Below are 22,670 nucleotides of genomic sequence, written 5' to 3'. Positions count from 1 at the left end.
GTTGTCACCTCGTATTTTTCTGTGCGCGTACGCCGCGCGATGATTCCGTCACGCAAGCGGCCGCCTCAAGTGCCATCACGGCGCTCAGCTGGTCGCTCAAGTTGACCGGTTGTTTTGGTGCCCGGCGCCAGTCGCGCGGCGCCAAGATGAAGCCATCGTCACCGACCGCGACGGCCAAAAGCTGCCTGCAGCTGGTCGCGACGAATGACGCGAGTTCGTGGTCCGGGCGCACCTTCAGCAGCAAGGCCAGGTAGCGGTAGAAAATCCCCTTGAACAGGCCTTCGTCGCCGCCGTCGCCGCCGTCTTGGATGGTGCCGCTCGCCCCCAGCCGCGCGATGGTCGTGCGCGCGCACTGGATGGCGTAATCCAGGTACTGCGGGTCGTGCGACACGGCGTGGAACTCAACCAGCGCGCCGATGTAGACGCCCTGGTTGTAGGAGAACTGCCAGGCGTCGTCCGGCCGGCCGTCGCCCAGCCGGTTGACGCCGTCCGTCACGAACTGCGTCGCGGGGTCCACCAGCACCTGTTGCATCCAGGCCAAGTCGCGCTGGGCCCAGGTCAGGTACGCCGAATCAAGCGTCAGCTGGTACAGGCGCAGCGCCAGGATCATCACCGGCGCGTTGGCCGGCGTGTTCTTGTAGCCCGGCATCGCGCGTCGCCACGCGAAGCCGCCCCCCATGGTGTCGTTCCACGCGGTGGCGAAGATGTCTTGGCACACGGCCGTCGCGTCCTCCAGGTACTCGCGCTTCCCGGTCGCCCGGTAAAGGCGCAAGGCGGCCAGGGCGTTCCACAGCTGGTCGTCGTAGAACTCGTGCAAAAGCGTCCCGTGGTTTTGCGCCTTGTTGTGCGCGTAGGTGGCCTCGGCCAACGCCCTGGCGGCAGGGGCGCCTGTGCGCAGGTAGGCGTCCAACTGCACGTCCACCAAGTGCGCAATCCACCAGTAGTTGAACGTCTGGTTTTGCGCCGCCGACGTCAGCGGATAGACGTTGTTGTAGGCCTGGGGCGCCGGCGCGCCGAAGTAATGGTCAATGCTGGCCTGCGCCAGTGTTGCAGCAGTCTCAAAGTCCATGGTCTTCCCCTCAGTAAGTGAATTGCCGGTCGCTGGCCCGGCCGAAGCCGAGCAGGTCGACGCGGCGGTTTTCGGTGTCCACCGACACCGTGGTGACGGCCAGCTCGCGCAGCGTGCCGACGTCCGAAGGCGCCGTGCAGACGTCGTTTTCCAGGTGGGCCACCTTGAAGGCGCCCAGGTCCACGATGGCCTCCTCGTGGGTGTGGCCGGCGATGAACCCGATCAAGGGCCGCGGGCCGGCCGCCCGAAAGTCGCAGGCCACCCGCACGCCGAGCCCGACACCGACGTCCGCGTCCGCCACGGTCCGGCTGAAGGCCGAACCAAGCGCGTACGCCGTCAGGATGTCGCGCACCACGTCATGGTTGAGCTGGTGGGCGCCTGTGTCCTCCCAGCCGTAGTACAGCGGGCAGTGCCCGACCACCAGCACGTGGTAGCCGGCGGGCACCCCGGCCAGCGTCTTGCACAGCCAGTCCAGCTGACGCTGGCGATAGACGTGCCAGAGCCAGCGGTTGTAGCGGCTGTGTCCAAGCGCATCCACCACCCCGTAGTCCACGTCCTCGGTGTCCAGCCCGATCAGGCGGATGCGCTTTTGCGGGTAGTCCTTGACCCAGTACAGGCTGCCGGCGTCGCGCTGCTCACCGAACCGGCAGCGCGTCGTGCGGTTGGCCGCTTGAATCGCCGCGGGAGGCATGACCAGCGCCGGCGTGGTGTAGCCGCGCCCGTACGCCTGCGGGCTGCCGTCGTCATGGTTGCCGATGATGGCGAACTTGTCCGCCGTGGTCGGCTGGTCGAAAAAGTGGGTCATCACCCGCGTGTACGCAGCGGTGGTCTGGGCCACGCCGGCCTCAAAGCCGTTGGTCTGGTCCCCGCCCGCAATCATCGCGTCGACGTGGTTGCCCAGCGGCGCGACCCAGTCGAGGTGGGCCAAGGCCCGCGGGCTTTGCGGGTACGCGCCCCACGCGGTCAGGTCGGGCGCCTCATCGAAGTGCATGTCGGTGATCACGCCGACGTTGAAGTTCGAGGGGTCCAGCCGCGCCTCGTAGTCGAGAAGCTCTGCCGCCACCTGTTGTGCCAAAGTCGCTTCAGTCAAACCGTGTCCTCCTGCGCCAAAAACGCCGCGCCAACCGGCCCGGCGTCTTCGGCAACCTTTTTTTACTTGGCGAATGCTAGCGTCACAACCTGGTAAGGCCGCAGCGCAACCTTGACCGTGCCGTCCGCTGCTGCAAGCGCGGTCGGCTGGGTCTCGTCCAGGCGCACCTGGCTGACCGCGCTGAAGGCAAAGCCCGGCGTCACCGCGACCACCGTGTTCTCCCCGGTGTACTCGTGGAAGCGCAGGATCACCTGATCGCCGTCTTCGCTGTGCTTGATCGCGTCGACCATCACCGGCTGCGCGGCGTCAAAGTCAAACAGCGACTTCGCGTTCTCGCGCGCGGCGCCGGCGGTGACCGTCAGGCCGTGGTTCAGCGCCATGGCGGTCTTTTCGACCTGGCCCTCAACGAAGTCACCGCGGTGCGGCAGCAGGCTGTAGGTGAAGTCGTGTGCGCCCTGGTCGGCCTCGGTATCTGGCTCGATACCGGACTTGATCAACGACAGGGAAAGCTGGCTGCCCTTGACGCGGTAGCCGTACTTGGCGTCGTTGAGCAGCGCCACACCGTAGTCGCGCTGGGCGAGGTCGGCCCACTTGTGGCCGACGGTCTCGAACTTCGCGGTGTCCCACGAGGTGTTGTCGGCCGTCGAGCGCGCCACGTTGCCGTACTGCACGTCGAACATCGCGTGATCGGACAGGATCGCGGTGTCAAAGGCGGTGCGCAGCAGGAACTGGTGCTCGTGCCAGTCGGCGTGGGTGGTGAAGTCGATGCGCCGTGAATCGGCGTACAAGATCACCGTTTGCTCAACCGTGGACTTTTGGAAGGTGTAGTGGAAGTCGATCCGCTGCGACAGCGCGCCGGCCGGGTGCACCGTGATGGCGTCGGCCTCAAGCACGATCGCCTTTTCCGGGTAGTCGGCGTCGATGTTCCAGTTGTCAAAGGAGGTCGGCCGATCCTCGTACACGGTCAGCACGTTGCCGCGGGCGTCGGCTGCCAGCACCTCGCGCGTGTTGTCGCGGTCGTAAATGCTGGTGAGCTGGCCGGCGGCGTTCCACTGCAGGCGGTAGTGACCGAAGTCGACGCTTGACGTCGCCACCGGCGTGTCCGCCTCGGGGGCCAGGTCGCCCGGCTTGAAGGTCAACCCGCTCTCGCCCAGGGCCTTCGTCGTGGCCGCCACCAGGTAGTGGTCGCCGTGGCGCTCGGCCTCAAGCACGTTGCCGGTGCTATCGGTGAACTGCCCGGCGCGCGGCTCGGCGACGGTCACCAGGTCGGACAACGGCCAGGCGTTCAGGTTGCGCACCGTGTAGGCGTCGGCCGTCTGGTCCAGCTGCTGGGCATCGAGGGCCCGGTTGAGGGCGGCGATTTCGTCGAAGCACTGCTGGTATTCGACCTTGTTGTCTTCGTAGACCTCGTGGATCGAGCTGCCCGGCAGGATGTCGTGGAACTGGTTGCAAAGGATCCGCTCCCAGAGCTTTTGGATCTGCTCCGTCGGGTAGGCGACGCCACTTTCCAGGCCGGCCTGCACGTAGCGGGCCTCCAGGTCGCGCATCGCGAACTCGAGCTCACGGTTTTGCTTTTTGACCCGCGCCTGGGAGGTGTAGGTGCCGCGGTGGAACTCGAGGTACAGCTCGCCGTTCCACTCCGCCGGCTTCTGGCCGCTTTCTTCGATGTTTGCGTGCAGCTGCTTGAAGTAGTCGTCCACGCGGGTCGGCTCGACGGTCGGCAGGGCCGGCAGCTGGTTGATCATCTTGATGTTTTCGATCATCTCGCGCTGCGGGCCGCCGCCGCCATCGCCCCAGCCGTAAGACAGCAGCAGGTCGTTGTTCATGACCTTGTCGGCGTAGACGTAGTAGGAGCCAAGCACGGTGTGCGGCGTGATCTTGCCGTTGTAGGTGTACTCGAAGTTCGTGGTGTTCTTGTACGGGACGCCAGGGTCCACGGTGGTGATGAAGTGGGTCAAGACCTCAGAGCCGTCCATCCCCTTCCAGGTGAAGGTGTCGTGCGGCATGCGGTTGGTCTCGTTCCAGGAGATCTTGGTGGTCATGAAGTTCTCGATGCCAAAGCCCCGCATGATCTGCGGCAGCGCCCACGAGTAACCGAACACGTCGGGCAGCCACAGCACGTTTTGCTTGGCGCCGAACTCCTTTTGGAAGAAGCGCGTGCCGTACAGGAACTGGCGGGTCAGCGCCTCGCCGGTCGGGATGTTGGCGTCGGGCTCAAGCCAGGTCGCGCCCTCGGGCTCAAAGCGGCCCTCCTTGACCCGTTCCTTGATCTGGGCGTACAGCTCCGGGTAGTCCTCCTTGACGAACTGCCAGACCTGCGGCGTCGAGTGCATGAAGATGTACTCCGGGTACTCGCGCATCAGCTCGAGCACGGTGGAAAAGGAGCGGGCGGTCTTCTCGCGCGTGTGGCGCAGGCGCCACAGCCAGGCCACGTCGATGTGGGTGTGGCCGATCGCCGAGATCTTGAACTGCTTTTTTTGGCCCTTGTGCGCCGCGATGAAGGCGGTGATGTCGTCAAGCCCCGCCTGGGACGCGGCCGTGATGTCGTCTAGGGTCATCGCGCCCCAGATGAAGCGGCGCAGGATCTTATCGATCAGCTTCTGGTAGTCGTAAAGCAGCGGCTCGTCGTCGGCAAGCTCCAGCGTCGTGTCGTAGAGCACCTCGAGCCAACGGTAGCAGTCGCGGATCGGCGCGATCAAAAGGCCGGCGGAGACGTCCTGCAGGATGTAGTGCTGAATCTTCTGCGGGCCGCCGCCTTCAAGGCCGGTCCACATCAGGATGGCGACCTTGATCGTCTGGTTGGCCCAGGCGGAATCGAGGTAGATGTCCTTGTGGTTGCCGTCGACGGCCTGGCGCGGGTGGCCGTTCAGGTGAACCAGGCCCTCAAAGCCCGAGTTGCCGCCGCCACCGCTGCGGCCGAGGTCCAGGTGGACGACGTAGTGCTGGCCTTCCGGCACGGCCGGAACGGTCAGGTCAAAGCGCAGCCAGTAGTACTGGTCGCGCCCTTCCCAGGTGCCGCCCAGGGCGATCGGGGCGAAGGTCGCCTCTTCCGGCGTCGGCAGCGGCTTGTGGTCGGCGCGTTCGTCGTGCCAGATCTCCAGATTGTCGAGCGGCTGGAAGTTGGCGTAGATGTAAGTGCTGAATGTGCGAAGCTGCTGTCTGATTTTGTCTTTCGTGTACATGTCAAACACCTTTCTGTGCAGAATGAACAGATTCTACAGCGTTGCGTTGATGATGACCGGGAAGTGATCGGAGGCGTAGCTGCCATCCGGGGTCGCCGTCGCGTCGATCTCGTAGTCGGTCACGGTGACGTTTTCCGTGACGAACCAGTAGTCGATGCGGCTGGTCAACAGGTCCGAGTGGGTGTAAAACGCCCCGTTGTCCTGGAACGTGCCGGTGTACGGCATCACCCGGTTTTGCGCAATCAGCTGCGCGTCCTTCAGGGTGCCGGTCATCAGCTGGTAGGCGCCGTCGTCGGGTTCGGAGTTGAAGTCCCCGGCCAAAACCAGTGGCTCACCGGCGTCCAGCTGAGGCCCGAAGTAGCGCAGGATCTGCATGACACCGAACTCGCGCGCCGCCTTGGACTGCTCGTCCAGGTGCGTCGCCACCGCCGTGAACACCTTGCCGGTCGCGCGGTCGCGCAGCCGGGCCCACTGGAACACCCGGATGCTCCCGGCGTTCGGGAACTTCGTCGGCCAGTCCGGGGTCTCGGCGATCCACTGGTGACCCTGGGCGATCAGCGCGTACTTGGTCGGCAGGTAGAACAGGCCGTTGAACTCACCGGCCGCGATGCCGTCCTCGCGTGCGACGCCGACGAACCGGTAGGCACTCAGCGCCTGCTTGAGCTGCAGCAACGGCTCCGCCAGCACCTCCTGCACCGCCAGAATGTCCGGCGCCTGGCGCAGGATGTTGCCGATGATGTGCTCGCGCCGCTGTGCCCAGCGCCACTTGCCGCCGCCGTCCTCCGGGTTATCGAACCGGATGTTGTATGTCATCAACTTCATTACAAACTCTCCTTGTCTCATCTCAATCGGATTGACTGTTGCTTGGCTCAGGCCTGAAACGGCGCCAGGGCCTTCAGGTACGGCATGAAGACACCACCGATGACGCTGCGGTTCTTGAAGGCCACCATGCGGCCGGTCTTGGTGTCGTACCAGTCGGAGAACGGCTCGCGCGTCTCCGTTTCGCCCAGGAAGCGCGCGACCGGCTTGATCATCGCGGCGAATTCCGCCGGGTCATCGGTCAGGGTGGCCGCCCACAGCAGCCAGTCGGTCTTCGTGTAGTCGGCGCGCAGGTCAAGCGGCGTGCCGAACCCGTTTTGCTCCTTCAGGTAACGGGTGACTTCGCGCTGCCGCACCGCAGCCGGGAACAGGTCCAGGCCGAGGATCTCGTCCCACACCATGTTGTACTTCAAAGACCAGGACTCAGGCTGGTCGAAGGCCAGGCGCGAGTCCGTCTCGGAGGCCGCGGTGTCCTGCCAGATGGCCGCCATCTCGTGCGCCTTGGCCAAAAGCGTCGCGCCCTCGGCCTCGAAGCCGAAGTGGCCGAACGCCTTGCCGAGCGCGCCCAGCGCGACGATCGCCTTCAAAGACAGGTTGACGTTGTGCGCGAGGTGGCCGGCAAAGTCGTCCGTGCACAGCTGGTTGGCCGGATCCTGGCCGTGGGTCAACAGGAACTGGGACCACTGCACCAGCCGGTCGTGGTGCTGCACCACGAAGTCGCTGTCGGTCAACAGGCTGGCCAGGCTGGCCATCAAGATCATATCCCCGCACTCCTCGACCGGCATCTGGTACTTTTCCGTGTAGAGGTCGGCGTTGGCCGGGTAGTCGGCGAAGACCGGAATCGTGTCGGTGCCGGCAATCCAGGTGCCGTCGTCCACGTCCGGGTGATTGTTCAGCCCGTACACCTGGCCGGTCGCGTAAGGGTAGCGGCCGACGTCGTGCGGGGCGAAGTCGTAGGTCCAGACGTCCGTTGCGGCGAAGCGCATAATCGGCCGGCACATCGCCAGCACCAGCTCCGGTGCGAAGGCCAGAAACAGCGGGATCGACGGGTAGCTGACGTCCACGGTGCCGATGCAGCCGTTGGAGTTGCACTCCTTGGACAGGAAAATCAGCTCGCCGTGCTCGTCTTGAATCAGCTTGTGGGCGGCGATGGACTGACGGTAGGCGGTCGCTGCAATCAGGCGGTAATCCTCACCGCCGACCGCGATCGCCTGTTGGTCGATCTGCTCATTCAGCCGGCCGCAATCCGCAACCAGCCCCGCCGCGTCTTGCACCCGCTGGTCGAGCAGGCTGAGCATCGACTTGTGCTGGTGCTTCCAGTACGCGCCCTGCACGGTGCCGAAGTAGTTAATCGCCTGCCCGTCGTCGTACGCGATCAAAAGCGTCTGGGACGTTGCGCCGTCAAGCGTCAGCGTCGCCTCAAGCCCCTGCTTGTTCCAGGTCGCAAACGGCGCAACCGAGACGCCCTGGTCCTTGGCCGCCGCCAGGTACAGGTAACCCCAGTCGATGTCGATCAGGTCGCCGGAGTGATCCAGCGGCGTCTGCCGCGCCTTGCCGAGGCTGACCGCCGTCGCGTGGTCAAGGTCGAAGGACTTGGCCACCACCCGGTTGTCGGTCAGCGTCTCGTAGGTCAGGCTGGCCGGAAACTGCAGGCTGAGCTTGGCCGCGTGTTCGGCCCCGTCCTTGGCCACCAAAGAAGCGGTCAGGTAGGTGATCGGCTCGGAGATGGTCTCCAGGTCGCTCAGGTCGAAGTGCTGGGAGAAGGTCAAAGTCAGCGCAATCGAAGCGGTTTCAAAAACGGCGATGGTTTGCGTCGGCTCGATGGTCAGCCCCGTCTGCGGCAGGGCCGGCAGGTCGCCGGTGCCGAGCACGCGGTAGGTGCTGCCGTCAAGCGTCAGCGTGCCGCGAATCGGCTGCGGCTTGTCCGTCCAGCTGCGCGTGTCGGCGTCGGTCAGGTGATCCGCCGGTGACCACACGGAAAAGTACGGGTCATGGACGATCAGGGGTACTGCGGGAATGCGATTGTATGTCATTTTTCATCCTCTATACTTGAATCTAAGCGCACCAAGGGAGGGGAGGCTTGTGCCACGGGGGCCTATCGACCCCCGCGGGGAAAGCCTTCCCTCCAGTGCGTTAGTGTGTCGTCATGCTGTAAGGCACGATGGTTTCGTCGAAGTTATCCGGGTTAGGCACCAGGCCCAGGGTGTAGTCGAGGTGCTTGGCCGCCATCAGCTCGCCTTGGGTGACGTACGGCTTGTGGTCGGCCTCACCGTCCAGCGCCACCGCGTCGAGGAACTGGTGCTGCGGGGTGTTTTGGGTGGTGGTCAGCTCAAGCACGTTGCCGTTGGCCAGGTGCACCCGCATCCGGTCGTACAGCGGCAGGCCGAACAGGTACTGGTCGGTGCCCGGGCAGAACGGGTAGAAGCCCATGCTGTTGAAAATGTAGCAGGAGGCCATCGAGCCGTTGTCCTCGTCGCCGGGGTAGCCCTGCCAGCCGGCGTTGAACAGGCGGGTCATCATCTGCTTGATCATCGGCTGCATGTAGTAGGACTTGCCGACGAACGCGTACAGGTACGGCAGGTGGAAGCTCGGCTGGTTGCCCATGTTGATCTGGCCGAAGTCGTTGTACTCCATCTCGGCGACCTCGTGGATGATGTGGCCGTAACCGTTGACGTCGTACTTCGGCTGGGAGTTGGCCAGCTCGACAATCTTCTTCAGAAACGGCAGCTTGCCGCCGTACAGGTCGATCATGCCCTGGATGTCTTCCGGCACCTGGAACGTCGACTGCCAGCTGGCGCCTTCCGTGAAGTCACCGCCCCAACTGATCGGGGAGAAGCCCGGCTTGAACTTGCCGTCGCGGTCCTTGGCGACCATGAAGCCGACTTCCGGGTCGAAGTTTTGCTGGTAGCTCAGCGCCTTTTTCCGGTACTCGGCGGCAAGCTCGTGCTTGCCCAAATGGTCGGCGACGACGGAGATCGCCCAGTCGCTGTACGCGTAGTCCAGCGAGTTGTTGACGGATTCCAGCACGTCGGCCGGAATGTAGCCGTACTGCTCGTACTCGGCCTGGAACTTGCGACCCAGGCGGTGGCCCGGATCCACAACCGTCGCCGAGTGCAGCATCCCCTCAAGGAACGTCTCCTCAAGCTCTGGGGTGACGCCCTTGACCGTCGCATCGGCGAGCACGGCGTCGATCAGGTTGCCCGGCATGCCGCCGCCATCGGCCGGCGACAGCCACTTCGGCATGAAGCCGCCCTCCTTGTAGCTGTTGACGAAGCCCTCAAGGATCTTCGGGTACTCGTCCCCCTCAATCAAGGAATACAGCGGGTAGACCGTGCGGGCGGTGTCCCAAAACCCGTTGTTCGTGTAGAGGTAGCCGGGACGCACGGTGTCGGCGTGCATGTCGTAGTGAATCGGCTGGCCGTTGGCATCCAGCTCGTACAGTTTCATCGGGTACAGGAAGGCCCGCCACATGTTGTGGTAGAAGGTGGCGACGCGTTCCTTGTCGTGATCCTGCACCTCAATCTTGTTCAGCTTGGCGTTCCAGGCCGCGGCGGCCGCCTCGTACAGTTCGGCCGCGGGGGCGGTCGGGACGTGCGCTTTCGCCAGGTCTTCGCTGATGAAGGAGGTCCCAAGCGTCAGGGTTACGGCGCTGGCTTCCTCGAAGCTGATCTCGAGAAACCCGGGATCGAGCTCGCGCACGGCGGCGATGGTCGCCGTGGTGTGGATCACGAAGCGCAACTTCAACGGCGTCGTGCGGTCGGCGTGCAGCTGCAGGGAGTAGCCCTCGATGACGTTGCCTTCCGCCTTGGTGACCTCCCCTTTGGTCGGGAAGCTGACGATCAGGCCGAGGTGCGCGGCGGCGGCGGTCAGGTGCATCGTCGCCCCGTACTCCGTCGGCGTCAGCGTGGTCACCAGGTGGTCGTTTTTCTGCACGATCTCGAGCTTGGCCGGGTTGAACGTCGAGAGGCTCGGCGCGTAAGGCACGTCCATCAGCCCCTTGGTGCGATCGGCGAACGGCAGCAGCCGCACGGAGGCGAAGTCGCCCTCCTTGCCGGCCCACATCGTCGGCTGGTGGGTCAGGCGAAAGCCGCGGTAGTGCGCGGCCTCCGGGTGGAACCACCAGTTGTCATCCGTGGTTTCGATGGCAAAGTAGTTCATGCCGAACGGGTACCCGGTGAACGGAAAACTGTTCCCACGCGACAGCTCGTAGGTGTTGCTGGTCGCGTGCCGGGTATCAATTGCTGAAACATCCATCGTTTACTTTTCCTCCATCCGTTGGAGCGTGAGAATCACACGCTCCCCGGTTCCTTCGTAGTTGATCTTAACTAACTGACTTTCCGGAAATAGGGTGTACTGCACGTCGAGCGGCTTGCCGCTGTCGCTTTGAGCCTTGACCGACGAGACGTCGCCGGAGACGCGCAGCATCAGGTAGGAGTTGGTCCCCTGGTTGGTGAGCAGCGCGAACGTCAGGCTGCGCTGGTTCTGGTTGGCCGACAGGATTCGCGCCGTGCTGCCGATGATGGCCACCGACTGGTCCTTTACCCGGTCAACGTCGTACAACAGCGCCGTATGGCCCGGCGCGGTGGTGACCGACGTCCGGTACTCGAAGTTGGGCGTCTGCAGGTCGACGAAGTGGCCGACGCGCGTCTTGCCCAGGTTGCTGGTCTCGTTCAAAACGGCGGTGACGACGTACGGCCCCCGCAAAAGCGTCAGGTCGTTGAGGTGCTCGAACAGGTCGCCCGAAGCCCGCACCGCGTGATCGATCGTCGCGACGTACCGCGCCTCGGCGGCGGTGTCCGTCGTTATCAAAGCCGGGTTGTGCGCGAGGCCGACCACGTGGCCGGACCCCACCGCCACCCTGCTGGTCGGCAGACGGTCAAGCCCGAGGCTCGCCAGCAGGTGATCAAGCGGGGTGGCCGTGGTGCGGCCGTTGTCGTTCCACCAGGCCGCGACCTTGTTGTACGGGTCGCGGTTGTCGCCGATGTAGATCAAGGTGCCGCCGCCGCGCACCCAGTTGGCGATCTCAACGTTGACCGCCGGGCTGGATGGCTTCATGAAATCATAGGAAAGCACAAGGTACTTGAGGTCCTTAAGGTAGTTGACCGCCTTGAGCACGTTGTCGATCTGGACGACGCGCAGCGGCAGCCCCCGCTTGATCAAAGGCAGGCTCATCCCGTAGAACATCGGGAAGGCATCCGACGCGTACGCCGCCATCTGGTCTTGCGACAGCTGCCCCAGCCCGCTGGTCGCGGCCTCCGGGTAGCTGCGCTGGTACAGCGCGGTGTCGCTCAGCGCAACGCCCAGGTGCAGGTCGCCGTTGTGCTCGTAGTGCGCGTCCGGCTGGTCCATGTTGCCCAGGGTCTGAAACATGTTGTTGAGCAGCGTCTTGTACGTCCCCGGAATCGGCTTGGACTCCTTGTCGACGTTCTTGCGGTCGCTGACGGGGTAGTGCCCGTTGAAGACCCGGTTGAGCCACGGGCAGACCTCGTAGTGCGACACGCCGGGGTGCAGCAGCGAGGCGGTGACGGTTTCGAGGTACGACGCCTGGTAGGACGACCACTCGTAGCGCGGGTTGTCCTCGATCGGGTCGGCCAAAAACCACATCCGCTTGCCGGTGCCCCGGATCAGCTCCTGCATCACCGAGTACTCGCAGTACGCCGTCTCCAGCGTCCGCTCCCGCGTCAGGCCGCGGTACGTGTTCGGGGTGCGCGAGGTGCCGGTCCAGACCTGGGCGATGAAGCCGTCCAGGCTGTTGATGTCGTTCAGCATCCCCTCGGGGCTCATGATTTTCCATTGCGTGTAGTTGACCAGGCTGTGGGTCGGCACGTAAAAGCGCACCACCTTGCCCTTTTGAATCGAGTAATCCTTGATCGAATCGCCGATCCGGGTCAACAGGCGCTTGTACAGGTAGGCCTTGAGCTGCGCGGCCTTGTAGTGCGTGTCCACGTCGCTGGCCGGATCGCGCCACGGCGTGCGGTAGTACAGTTCGAATTGCTGCTTGAAGGCCTCGGAGTAGCCCGAGTAATCCCAAAATTCCGGTTCCTCGAGGTGGATGGCCTCCACCCCGGCGTCGATCGCCACGCGCAGCCGCTCACTCAGGTAATCGGCGAACGCCACCGTCGGCACCATGTAGGGGGTGTCCTTGCCGTGGCCGACGATGGTGCCGTCGGCCTTGGTCTGGGCCTCGGCCCAGTGATCGCGCCCGTCCCACTTGCCGTACAAGTAGTCGGCGTAATCGCCCCAGGCACTCCCCGTCATCAGGTGCACGACATACCCGTGGCGCTTGTACTCGCGGATGCGGTCGGCCACCGTGTCGTCATTGCCGTAGACCATGACAAAGTCGGTCCCCACGTCAATGGCCGGATTCAGCGGGGCAATCTCTTGGTAGCCCGTCCGCTCCTCTTGGCGCTCACGAATAAAACTCATACCCTATACCTCTCTCATGTAAGGGACTTTCTCGGCCAGCTTGCCGAATTTTTTCAGCATCATTCCCATGATGACGTAGGCCGGCAGGCTGATGCCCAAAAAGAAGATCAGCAGGGGGTTAATCATGTACAGGAGCGCCGTGATGGCAAGCATCACCACCGTCAGCACCACCTGCAATGGGCAGATGAACAGGAAAAGGAATGGCTGCAGCCACACCTTGACCCCGTGAAGGTCAAAGTGGGCGTACACCGGGAAGAAGAAGATGCCGGTGAGCACGATCAGAAGCCGCGTGATCTTCAGCACAATCTGAAGCCCCACGTTGGTGCGTCCGACCCCGTTCAACAGCGCGGTGTCGAAGAACAGCACCACGATCATCAGGCCAAAGCCCAGCGTGATCGGCAGGCTGGCGCGGAAGTTGCCCCAGTACATCTGCTTGAACTCACGGTAGACCCCGCTTTGGTAATCGTTCTTCATCCGATCACGAATGCAATCGAAGACCGTCATCGTCGCCGGGACAATCCCCAACACGATTCCGCCCTCAAGCGTGAAGAGGAACCAGCAGAGGTTCACCTTCATCATGTAGTAGATATCGTTGACGACTCGCATTCCTTTTTCTGCAAACATGTCTATCACCCCTTAATAGCGCCGACCATGATCCCTTTTTCAAAGTATTTCGCAACAACTGGGTAAAACAGCAGGACTGGCAGCGTGGAAACCACGACGACACTGTACTTCAACGTCAGCTTCAGGAGCATCGTCTGCGCGTTCGCGCTGGCGATCAGCGCCTTGCTGGTGTCCCCGAACTGGTTTTGAACCAGGATTTCGCGCAGGATCAGCTGCAGTGGGAACTTGGAGCGGTCCTGCAGGTAGATCATCGCGTTGAAGTAATCGTTCCACCGGCCGACGCCGTAGAACATCGCCATAACCGCGATGATCGGCGTGGACAGCGGCAGGACCACCTTCCAGAGCAGCTGAAGGTCGTTGGCCCCGTCGACATAAGCGCTTTCAAGCAGCTCCGACGGAATGTTCGCCTGGAAGTACGTGCGCATCAGAATCATGTTGTAGACGCTGATCGCCCCTGGCAGGATCATGACCCAGATGGTGTTGACGAAGCCGATCTGCTGGTTAACCAAGTAGGTCGGGATCAAGCCACCCGAGAAGAACATCGTGATGGTGAAGAAGATGGTGAAGAATCCCTTGCCGACGAACTCCTTGCGCGACAGCGGGTAGGCACCCAGGGTCGTCACAATCAGGTTCACCATGGTGCCGAGGAAGGTGTAAATGACGGCGTTCTTGAAGCCGACCAGGATGTCCTTGTTCTGCAGGATTTCCTTGTAGCCGTCCAGCGAGAAGCCGCGCGGCCACAAAAGCAGCGGCGTGTCGAAAATCTTGGACGGGTCACTGACGGAGGCCATGACCACGAAGATGATTGGGTACAAGATGATCAGCGTGAAGATAGAGATGATCAAGATGTTGGTCACGTCAAAGACGCGATCGGCTTTACTCGGTTTGTAAATAGCGCGTGATGCCATATTGATCTCCCCCTTCTACCACAGACTCGTGTCGCCGACGTGCTGGGCGAACTTGTTAACGATGAACAAGAAAATGAAGTTGATGATGTTGTTGAACAGTCCGACCGCGGCCGAGAAACTGTACTCACCGTTGACCAACCCGATCTTGTACACGTAGGTCGACAGCACTTCGGAGGTCGACAGGTTGGAGGCGTTTTGCATCAGGTAGGTCTTATCGAACCCAACCGCCATGATCCCACCGGTGGCCAGGATGGCCGAGATCACGATGGTCGGCATAATTGCAGGAATCGTAATGTTCTTAATGCACTGGAAGCGGCTGGCCCCTTCGAGGTAGGCCGCCTCGTACTGGTCCTGCGGCACACCGGACATCGCGGCGGTGTAGATCAGGGTCCCCCAACCAACACCTTGCCAGATCCCGGACCAGACGTACAGGTGCGGGAAGGCGCCTGGCGAGCCCAGGAAGTCGATGGCCTTGCCCCCGAACATGGTCACAACGTTGTTGATGACCCCGTTTTGGGTGCCGAAGAAGAAGTTAACCATCCCGACGATGATCACGACGGAGATGAAGTTTGGAATGTAGGAGATGGTCTGGACAGTCGACTTGAACCACTTCACGCGGATTTCGTTGAACATCAGGGCCAAGATGATCGGCAGCGGAATCGAGATCAGCAGGCTGTAAATACTGATGCGCAGCGTGTTCCAGATGATGTTGCCGAAGAAGTAGGACTGGAAGAAGCGGGTGAAGTGCTTGAACCCGACCCACGGGCTGCCGAGGATCCCCATCGCCGGTGAGTAGTCCTTGAAGGCGATGATAACCCCGTACATTGGCCAGTAGTTCCAGATGATGGTGAAGATGATTGGAACCAGAATCATGAGGTACAGCGACTTGTGCTGCTTCAGGTAGCGCCGGTTCATCTGGCGCTGCTTGTCCTTTGCAATCTTGGTGGGACTTGGTACCGGCACCTTTGCTGTCGCATTTGTCATATAATTTCCCCCTTCAATGCGTGGCTTATCGCACCGAAGCCTCGATCAGTGTCTAGCGAGAAACGGCCTGGAGCCTACGCTTCAAGCCGCTTTTGCGCTAGACGCTCAAGCTAGCTGCCTCGGTACAAAGATAGCCCAAGGAGTTTCCTCAGGCCATCAATCGAAAAGAGGTTATTCCTTTTCGTAACGCTTGTATTGATCACGCTTGATCTTGAGCCAGGAGTCCAGGCCGATCTTCTTCAGCTGAGTCTGGAACTTGCTCCAGTCGCTATCGAGGTTCCACTTGCCCGTGACGAACTTCACACGTGCCTGGGAAACATAGTTGTTCAGGTCGGTTTCGATCGTGGACAGCTGTGCCGATTCATCCGCGGTGGCCATGAAGGAAGGCAGAACCTGCTTTGGCATGTGCGTGGATGGGTCAACTTCGAACTTTTCAGGTTCGCGGCCAAAGGCGATCCACTTTTCGGACTGCTTTGGTTCAAGGTATGGGAAGAACCCGGCGTAGATGTTGTCGACGTACTGGTAAGCGCCGAGCTGTGCACCCTTGGAGTAGTTCAGGATCTTGTCGACGTAAACCTTTTGGCCCTTATCGTTGAGCTTGTAGGTCACGCCTTCCTTACCGAAGGAGCCGAACTGGGAGCCTTCCTGGCTGTACCAGTAGTCAACCCACTTGAGCAGCTGCTTCGGGTTTTGGGCATCCTTGGTGACAACGAACGCGGAGTTACCCATCAGAGAAGACTGGGTGACCATGGTCCCCTTTTGGCCGTCAGGGCCGTCGAGGATCGCGATCGGCACGTAGTTCTTGGAGACGTCGGAGGCCCCGATGAAGTCTGGGTCAACCCAGGCGAACATGCCGACCTGGTCCTTGGTCGCATCGGCTACCCACTTATCGTAGTCGATCCCGGCAAAGGCCGTCTTGGCGATTTCGCCGCCCTTGTACAGGTCAGCCAGGTACTTCCAAGCTTCCTGCATCTTCTTGTCGGCGAAGATGTACTGCAGCTGGTCGTTATCGTCGATGTAGAAGTTGTTTTCCATCGCGGTACGGCCGGCCGTGTTCAGGCCGAACGCGGCCTTGATCATCAGCTCGAAGGCGCCGAACTGACCGGAGTCCATGTAGAAGCCCTTTTCGTCGGCCTTGCCGTTGCCGTTAGGATCCTTGGTGACGAAGGCGTGCAGCACGTCCTTGAGTTCGGTCGTGTTGGTTGGCTGCTTCAGGCCCAGCTTGTCCAGCCAGACCTTGTTGATGTAAAGCTTGAAGTGACGGCCACCACCGTAAGGGTCATCACTGGTGTAAGGCAGGGAGTAGATGTGGCCGTCAGGTGCGGTCATACCTTTCTTAAGACTCTCGTCCTTTTGCATCAGCTTCCACAGGTTTGGCGCGTACTTTGGAATCAGTTTTTCCAAAGGTTGGAACAGGCCCTGCTTACCGTACTTGACCAGTTCATCGTTGGACCAGCCGGTCTGGTAGAAGGCATCCGGCAGCGTCTTGCGGGAAAGGATCAGCTGCTTCTTTTGATCCCAGTCCTTGATCTGCTCCCACTTAACCTTGATGCCGGTCTTCTTCTGGTACTGCTTCCACATCCAAAGGTCTTTGTTCTTTGGGTGCACATCGCTGTGATCCGGTGCAATCAAGGTAATCGTGTTCTTGTCTCGCTTCGCCCCTGATGACTTCGAACCGCAGGCCGCCAGCGCGAATGCAGACGCGCTGACCATCAATGCCGTGCTGATAATCTTTGTTGACTTCTTCATTATGTACTCACCTCATACATAAATTTTTTTAACTACAACGGACATCCAAGCTGAGCGCCCGGCGCAACCCTAATTGCGCCGAGACCCCTAAAACAATAATCACACTTGGTACCAAACGGTGTCGCCAAATGTTATAACATTTAGTCCCCCTTTTGTAGTGGTATTCCTGGTTGGGCCCTGTAACCATTTTCAATTATCCACGGGGCAATAATGGTGTCAACGCTTCCATTTTCAATTCGCGTATGTTATAACAATTAGCGGACTAGGCGATCCGGCTGATTTTCACGGCGCGGGACTGTGACTGTTTTATCCGCGTGAAGTGTCACAAAAGCCGCTAATTCCGGGTTGCCTCTGTATTATTAACGGCCTTACGCCCCCGCGCCCCCGCGCCGCCGGGGACCGGATTTTCAAACCCGGCTTTGTTATGTTGATATACCAATTTGTATCAACTTTAGACCGCCGCAAAACGCCGCCACTGCGGGCTTTGCCCACCCGGCGCGTGGCGATCGTACGTGATTTTCACGAATTGGGTGAATTGCGCCACGCAACGAGGCCAGTTCGTTTTACTTACCAACCAAAATTGAAGGGATGGTTGTGCGTCACATGGTTAAATCTGGCAATACCCCGCTGTACACGCAGATCTACAAGGACATCAAGGCGAAGATCCGCTCCGGCGCCTACCCGGTCAACAGCCTGATTCCGCCCGAAAAGTCCCTGATCGAAGAGTACGGGGTCAGTCGCATCACCATCCAAAACGCCCTGAAGATGCTGGTCAACGAGGACCTGATCAAGCGCCGCCCCGGCGTCGGCACGGTGGTGTTGAGCGAGCCCGAGGAGGCCGACCAGCCGCATTTTCTCGGGCTGATCATGTCCGGCTTCCTGGAGAGCTTCGGCAACACCCTGCTCAACCACCTCTCGCTTGAGGCCTCCAAGCGCGGCTACTTCCTGATCGTCAAGTTCGCCAATGAGGACCAGACCCTCGAGAAAAAATACACGGACGAGCTGATCAACCTGCCCGTCGACGGCCTTTTGATCGACCCGGTTCAGCGCGCGTTTTACGACTCCAAGCTCGTGTCCTACATCCTGCGCGGCAAGCCGATCGTCGTCATCGACAAGGCGCTCAACGGCATCGACAGCCTGCTGGTCTCCACCGATCACTACGGCGGGGCCCTGCAGTGCGCCAACTACCTGATCAAGCGCGGCCACCGCAAGATCCGGATTTTCAGCTACAAGATCATCTCCAACTCAAGCCTGGACCGGCGCGTTCAGGCCTTCCGCCACGCCTACGCCGAGGCCGGCTGGCCGCTGGACGAGCACGCGCTTTTGGCGCGCATCAACTCCAACTACCGCACCAGCCCGGTGTCCACGCTGGTCGAGCGCGACGTGAACACGATCAAGGAGTCGCTTTTGAACGACCCGCCGACCTGCGTCGTCGTCCTGGAAAGCTACCTCGCCTACCTCACGCGGCGGGCGCTGCGCGAACTCAAGTGGCGCGTGCCCCAGGACATCTCGTTTTTCGGCTTCGACTCCAACTCGTTCATCTATAGCTCCGACAACTACACCTACCTCGAGCAAAACGAGCCCCAGATCGCCGAAACCGCCATCGACCTGCTGCTGCGCTACGTCAACGAGCAGGCGATCACCCGCCGCCAGATCTTCATCCCCTCCTCGATTCGAGAGCACGGCACCGTCAAGAACCTCGTGAACCCGGAGGACCAGGAGCCGACCCGCTGGGTGCCGTGATCACCACACACGATTACAAAAGACAAAACGGCTGCCCCTCGCTTCCAATTTCTGGAAGCGGGGGGCAGCCGTTTGTGGCGGCGATTCCCAAAAAGCGGCCGCCGGGCGCCGCATCCGCGGTGGGCGGCGCCGGTGCAAGTCGGTCCGCGCCTACTTGACCGTAATCCGCACCACCACCGGCAGCCCGTCGTGCGCCGCCCCGGCGGCGGCCACGTGCAGCCCGGCCCCGTCGCGGTGCCAGGTTGTCTCACCGGTTGCGCCGAGCACCGTGACGGCGGCGATGCCGCCGCGGAAGTCCACGCCGTCGTAGTGGTGGTCCGCAGGCGCCTGCAGTGATGTGATGCACATCTCATGCCCCGGTGTCGGGTTCAGGGCGATGGCGTAGAGGTTGCCTTCGTTGACCGTGAAGCGGAAGTCCCGGTCAGTGTAGGCGATCGCCTGGTGGTCGGCGAAGCTGCCCCCGATTGCCGCCGTCGGGCCCTCCGCCGCCTTGCGCCAAGGCCGCGAGCCGTAGATCGCCTCGCCGTTGACCGCAAGCCAGGCGCCGACGGTCAAGAGCAGCTCGCGTTCCTCTGGGGCGATGGTGCCGTCGGCGTGCGGGCCGACGTTCAGCAGCAGGTTGCCGTTTTTTGAGACGACGTCCACCAGGTTGCAGAGGACCTCCGGCGCCTTTTTGTAGTCGTTGCCCGGGGTCCAGGACCACGAGTTGCGCGCGATGGCGGTGTCGGTCTGCCAGGCGTACGGCTGAACCTCCGCGAACTGGCCGCGCTCGACGTCGGGCAGCGCGGTGCCGAAGGCGAAGGCGTCGAACTTGTAGGCGATCACCGGCACGATGCCCCACTGCGCCGCGCGGTTGTAATAGTAGGCGGCAAACCGCTGCAGGTAGGGCTTCATCGCCAGCTGTTCGATCCACCAGTCGAAGTACATCTCGCGCGGCTGGTAGCGGTCCACGATTTCGCACGACCGCACCAGCCAGTCCGCCATGAATTCCTCCGAAGGCTGCGGCGTGGTGATGTCCAGCGCATCAGCCGGCTCCTGCTGCGCCGGCCAGTACAGGTCCCCGCGGCGCAGCGGGTCGTGGATGTCGCTTGCAAACTCGCGGCCGTGGCCGAGGAAGTGCCAGTGCTCGATGCGGTGCGAGGACGCGCCGTAGAACAGGCCGCGCTGGTTCAGCGCCAGCTTGAGCTCGCCGGCGATATCGCGGTGCGGGCCCATCTCGTAGGCGTTGTAGTGCGAGACGGCGCTTTGGTACAGCTGAAAGCCGTCGTGGTGCTCGGCTACCGGCACCACGTACCTGGCACCGGCCGCCAAAAACAGGTCGGCCCACGCCTGCGGGTCCCACTTGGCCGCGGTGAACTTGGGAATCAGGTCCTTGTAGCCAGTTTTTCGCTGGTCGCCGTAAGTCGCGCGGTGGTGCGCGTACTCCGGTGAATCCTTCATGTACATGTTGCGCGGGTACCACTCGCTGCCAAACTCCGGCACCGAAAAGACGCCCCAGTGGATGAAAATGCCGAACTTCGCGTCGCGGTACCATGCCGGCACCGAATAGTGCGCAAGCGATGACCAGGTCGCCTGGTACGGGCCCTGGGCGATCACCGCGTCGATGCGGGCCAATGCTTCATGTTCGCTCATGTTGTCTGCTCCTTTGCGTGTACACTGCACTCACGCTGTAGCGTACGCGCATTGCCGGCGGCTGTCCAGTGGTCAAAGGCGGGCGCGGGCCCCGGCGTTTCACGTGAAACAGGCCTTTTCCTGCGTGTTTTTCGCAATAGACAGCGCTACCATAACGCGCGATAATGACGCTGAACTTGTACCACTAATCACAAGTTGAGGAGCGTGATCCTGTGTTTCTAACCCGCAATGCCAAGCTACTGTTCACCGGCGATTCCGTGACCGACTGCGGCCGCGACCGCGCCGCGATGCCCGGCACCACCGAGTCGCTGGGCGACGGCTACCCGAATCTGATCAGCGCCGCGCTGACCGCCCTGTACCCCGAGCTGACCGTGATGGTGCAAAACACCGGGGTCTCGGGCGACACGACTAACCAGCTGTTGGCGCGCTTTGACGCCGACGTCGTCCAGCAGCACCCGGACGTCGCCGCCATCCTGATCGGCGTCAACGACGTGTGGCGCTTTTTCGACGCGCCGTTCTACCACCCCACCGATCTGGTGGACGCCGCGCAGTACCGTGCCAACTACCAGGCCATGATCGACGCCGCGCGCGGCACCATTCCCGAGCTGTTGATCCTCAGCCCCTTCATGTTCGAGCCAAACCACGCCGACCCGATGCGCCACCAGGTCGATGCGTACCGCGCGATTGCGCAGGCGCTGGCCGAAGCGAACGGGGCGACCTACCTTGACTTGCAGGCGCCGATCGACCGGTACCTGGCGAATCGGGCCAGCTACATCCTGTCTGCGGACCGCGTGCACCCCAACCTCAAGGGGCACATGCTCATCGCCACGCAAATCCTGAACGCGCTTGGCTTCGACTGGCGCCACCAGCAGCCGGAGGCCGATCATGCTTGAGCGGCTGCGCACGGTTGAGGTCCAGCTGGCCGATGGCAGCTGGCACGCCCTTGAGCGGCGCGGCGACGCCGGCTGGCGGTACGACACCGTCACCGTGACCGCCGCGCCGGCCGCCGGCACGCCCGAAGACGCGGGCCTGCGCGTCACCCTGACCGCTCAGGCGTTGCCCCTGCTGCGGCTGCGCCTGACGTGGCCGCACGCGATGCGGCCCGGTGCCCTGTTCATGGGCGACGCGGTCGAGCGCGCGTACGGCGAGCTGCGCTTCACGCCGCTGGACGAGGCGGCCGTCTACCCGTGGTACGTCGCGGAGCAGGCGGCGAGCGGCACGCGCTGCCTCGGCGTGGCGACGCAGCCCAACGCCCTGTGCAGCTGGACGATCGGCCCGGACCGCGCCGTGCTGTGGCTGGACCTGCGAAGCGGCACCCAGCCGCTGCAGCTCGGAAAACGCACGCTTGACTGCTGCACCGTGATGGCGCAGGCCGCAACACCCGGCGACCCGCTTGGCGTGCTCGCCGCGTTTTGCGCCCGGATGAACCAGGCCCACCTGCCGCGGCCGCTGGCGCCGGTGATCGGCACCAACGACTGGTACTACGCGTACGGCGCCAACACGCGCACGGGCGTCTTGCACAACGCGCAGGCCGTGGCCGAGCTGTGCCGGGGGCTTGAGGTGCGGCCCTGGTGCGTGATCGACGACGGCTGGCAGGTCGACGCCCGCAAGGATTACAACGGCGGGCCGTGGACCGGCGGCAACGCCAAGTTCGGCGACATGGCGGCCGTGGCCGCGGCCATCAAGGCGGCCGGCGCGCGGCCCGGGCTGTGGTTTCGGCCGCTGCTCACCACGACGCCCGCGCTGCGCGAACACGCCCTGCACGACTGGGGGGACGACTTCACCCTGGACATCAGCGATCCGGTCGTTGTGGCCGCCGTGCAGGCAGACGTGCGGCGCTTTTGCGCCTGGGGGTTCGAGCTGATCAAGTTCGACTTCTCCGCCTTCGACGTGTTCGAGCAGTGGGGGCCGGCCATGGGGCTGACCTACGCGGCCGGGCAAGTGCGGTTCAAGGACGTCACCCGCACCACCGCCGAGATCATCACGGCCTTTTACGCCGCGCTGCGCGAGGCCGCCGGGCCGGTTGTGCTCAACGGCTGCAACGTGGTCGGCCACCTCGCCGCCGGGTTCGTCGACCTGATGCGCACCGTCACCATGGGGGTCAACGCGCTGGCCATGCGGCTGCCGCAGCACCGCACGTTTTACCTCGCCGACGCGGACTGCGTCGGCCTCACGCCGGACATCCCCTGGGCCCAAAACCGCCAGTGGCTGCAGCTGCTCGCCAACAGCGGCACGCCGCTTCTGGTGTCTTGCGACTTCGCGCAGTTACCGCCTGAGCAAGCAACGGCGGTTGCTCAGGCCTTCGCCCAAAACGTGGCCCAAACCGCGCGCTACGCCCCGGTCGATCCACTTTCCGGCCGCTACCCGCAGGACTGGACCGACGGCACCCGCACCGACCACTACGACTGGACGTTCGACCCGCTCGAACCACTATAAGGAGGTTT

The 22,670-nt window shown here is 62.5% G+C and carries 15 protein-coding genes; 3 read left to right on the top strand and 12 right to left on the bottom strand.

Annotated features, from left to right (window positions below; all coding sequences use genetic code 11):
* Positions 1–4: 4 nt before the first annotated feature.
* The 11 genes from LE416_RS09765 to LE416_RS09715 form a co-directional block, all read right to left on the bottom strand.
* A complete protein-coding gene (locus LE416_RS09765) occupies positions 5–1,069 on the bottom strand; it encodes a glycoside hydrolase family 76 protein (protein WP_225048284.1) in 1,065 nt (354 codons plus the stop codon).
* 10 nt (positions 1,070–1,079) lie between these two features.
* Positions 1,080–2,159, bottom strand: coding sequence for a metallophosphoesterase family protein (locus LE416_RS09760; protein WP_225048282.1), 1,080 nt, complete (start codon positions 2,157–2,159; stop codon positions 1,080–1,082).
* A gap of 62 nt (positions 2,160–2,221) precedes the next feature.
* Positions 2,222–5,341: an alpha-mannosidase gene (locus LE416_RS09755; RefSeq protein WP_225048280.1), complete on the bottom strand. Its 3,120-nt coding sequence runs from the start codon at positions 5,339–5,341 to the stop codon at positions 2,222–2,224.
* 33 nt (positions 5,342–5,374) lie between these two features.
* Positions 5,375–6,163, bottom strand: a complete 789-nt coding sequence (locus LE416_RS09750; RefSeq protein WP_225048279.1) for an endonuclease/exonuclease/phosphatase family protein — start codon at positions 6,161–6,163, stop codon at positions 5,375–5,377.
* A gap of 47 nt (positions 6,164–6,210) precedes the next feature.
* On the bottom strand, positions 6,211–8,193 hold the full coding sequence (locus LE416_RS09745) for a glutaminase domain-containing protein (protein WP_225048278.1): 1,983 nt from the start codon (positions 8,191–8,193) through the stop codon (positions 6,211–6,213).
* 100 nt (positions 8,194–8,293) lie between these two features.
* Positions 8,294–10,414, bottom strand: coding sequence for a GH92 family glycosyl hydrolase (locus tag LE416_RS09740; protein WP_225048277.1), 2,121 nt, complete (start codon positions 10,412–10,414; stop codon positions 8,294–8,296).
* A gap of 3 nt (positions 10,415–10,417) precedes the next feature.
* On the bottom strand, positions 10,418–12,586 hold the full coding sequence (locus LE416_RS09735; RefSeq protein WP_225048276.1) for a hypothetical protein: 2,169 nt from the start codon (positions 12,584–12,586) through the stop codon (positions 10,418–10,420).
* 3 nt (positions 12,587–12,589) lie between these two features.
* On the bottom strand, positions 12,590–13,210 hold the full coding sequence (locus tag LE416_RS09730; RefSeq protein ID WP_225048273.1) for a YesL family protein: 621 nt from the start codon (positions 13,208–13,210) through the stop codon (positions 12,590–12,592).
* Positions 13,211–13,215: 5 nt separating this feature from the next.
* On the bottom strand, positions 13,216–14,118 hold the full coding sequence (locus LE416_RS09725) for a carbohydrate ABC transporter permease (protein ID WP_225048272.1): 903 nt from the start codon (positions 14,116–14,118) through the stop codon (positions 13,216–13,218).
* Positions 14,119–14,133: 15 nt separating this feature from the next.
* The gene (locus LE416_RS09720; RefSeq protein ID WP_338034774.1) at positions 14,134–15,033 is read right to left on the bottom strand and encodes an ABC transporter permease; all 900 of its coding nucleotides are present in this window, start codon (positions 15,031–15,033) and stop codon (positions 14,134–14,136) included.
* Between the two features lie 240 nt (positions 15,034–15,273).
* Positions 15,274–16,851, bottom strand: a complete 1,578-nt coding sequence (locus tag LE416_RS09715; protein WP_225048269.1) for a type 2 periplasmic-binding domain-containing protein — start codon at positions 16,849–16,851, stop codon at positions 15,274–15,276.
* A 603-nt stretch (positions 16,852–17,454) separates the two neighbouring features.
* Here LE416_RS09715 and LE416_RS09710 point away from each other — a divergent pair.
* Positions 17,455–18,594 carry a GntR family transcriptional regulator gene (locus LE416_RS09710; protein ID WP_225048267.1) on the top strand — a complete coding sequence of 380 codons (1,140 nt, stop codon included), beginning with the start codon at positions 17,455–17,457 and terminating at the stop codon, positions 18,592–18,594.
* A 150-nt stretch (positions 18,595–18,744) separates the two neighbouring features.
* On the opposite strand, the gene LE416_RS09705 is transcribed toward LE416_RS09710, so the two are convergent.
* Positions 18,745–20,226: an alpha-L-fucosidase gene (locus LE416_RS09705; RefSeq protein WP_225048266.1), complete on the bottom strand. Its 1,482-nt coding sequence runs from the start codon at positions 20,224–20,226 to the stop codon at positions 18,745–18,747.
* A gap of 212 nt (positions 20,227–20,438) precedes the next feature.
* Between LE416_RS09705 and LE416_RS09700 the strand changes: the two genes are divergently transcribed.
* Complete coding sequence (locus LE416_RS09700) at positions 20,439–21,119, top strand: SGNH/GDSL hydrolase family protein (RefSeq protein WP_225048265.1); 681 nt, start codon at positions 20,439–20,441, stop codon at positions 21,117–21,119.
* Positions 21,112–22,662 carry an alpha-amylase family protein gene (locus tag LE416_RS09695; protein WP_225048264.1) on the top strand — a complete coding sequence of 517 codons (1,551 nt, stop codon included), beginning with the start codon at positions 21,112–21,114 and terminating at the stop codon, positions 22,660–22,662. The genes LE416_RS09700 and LE416_RS09695 overlap by 8 nt, the downstream gene beginning before the upstream one ends.
* The last annotated feature ends 8 nt before the right edge of the window (positions 22,663–22,670 follow it).

Origin of the sequence: Lacticaseibacillus kribbianus (assembly GCF_020180945.1) — a bacterium.
Taxonomy (GTDB): domain Bacteria; phylum Bacillota; class Bacilli; order Lactobacillales; family Lactobacillaceae; genus Lacticaseibacillus; species Lacticaseibacillus kribbianus.
This window is presented reverse-complemented; position numbering and strand designations above follow the sequence as displayed.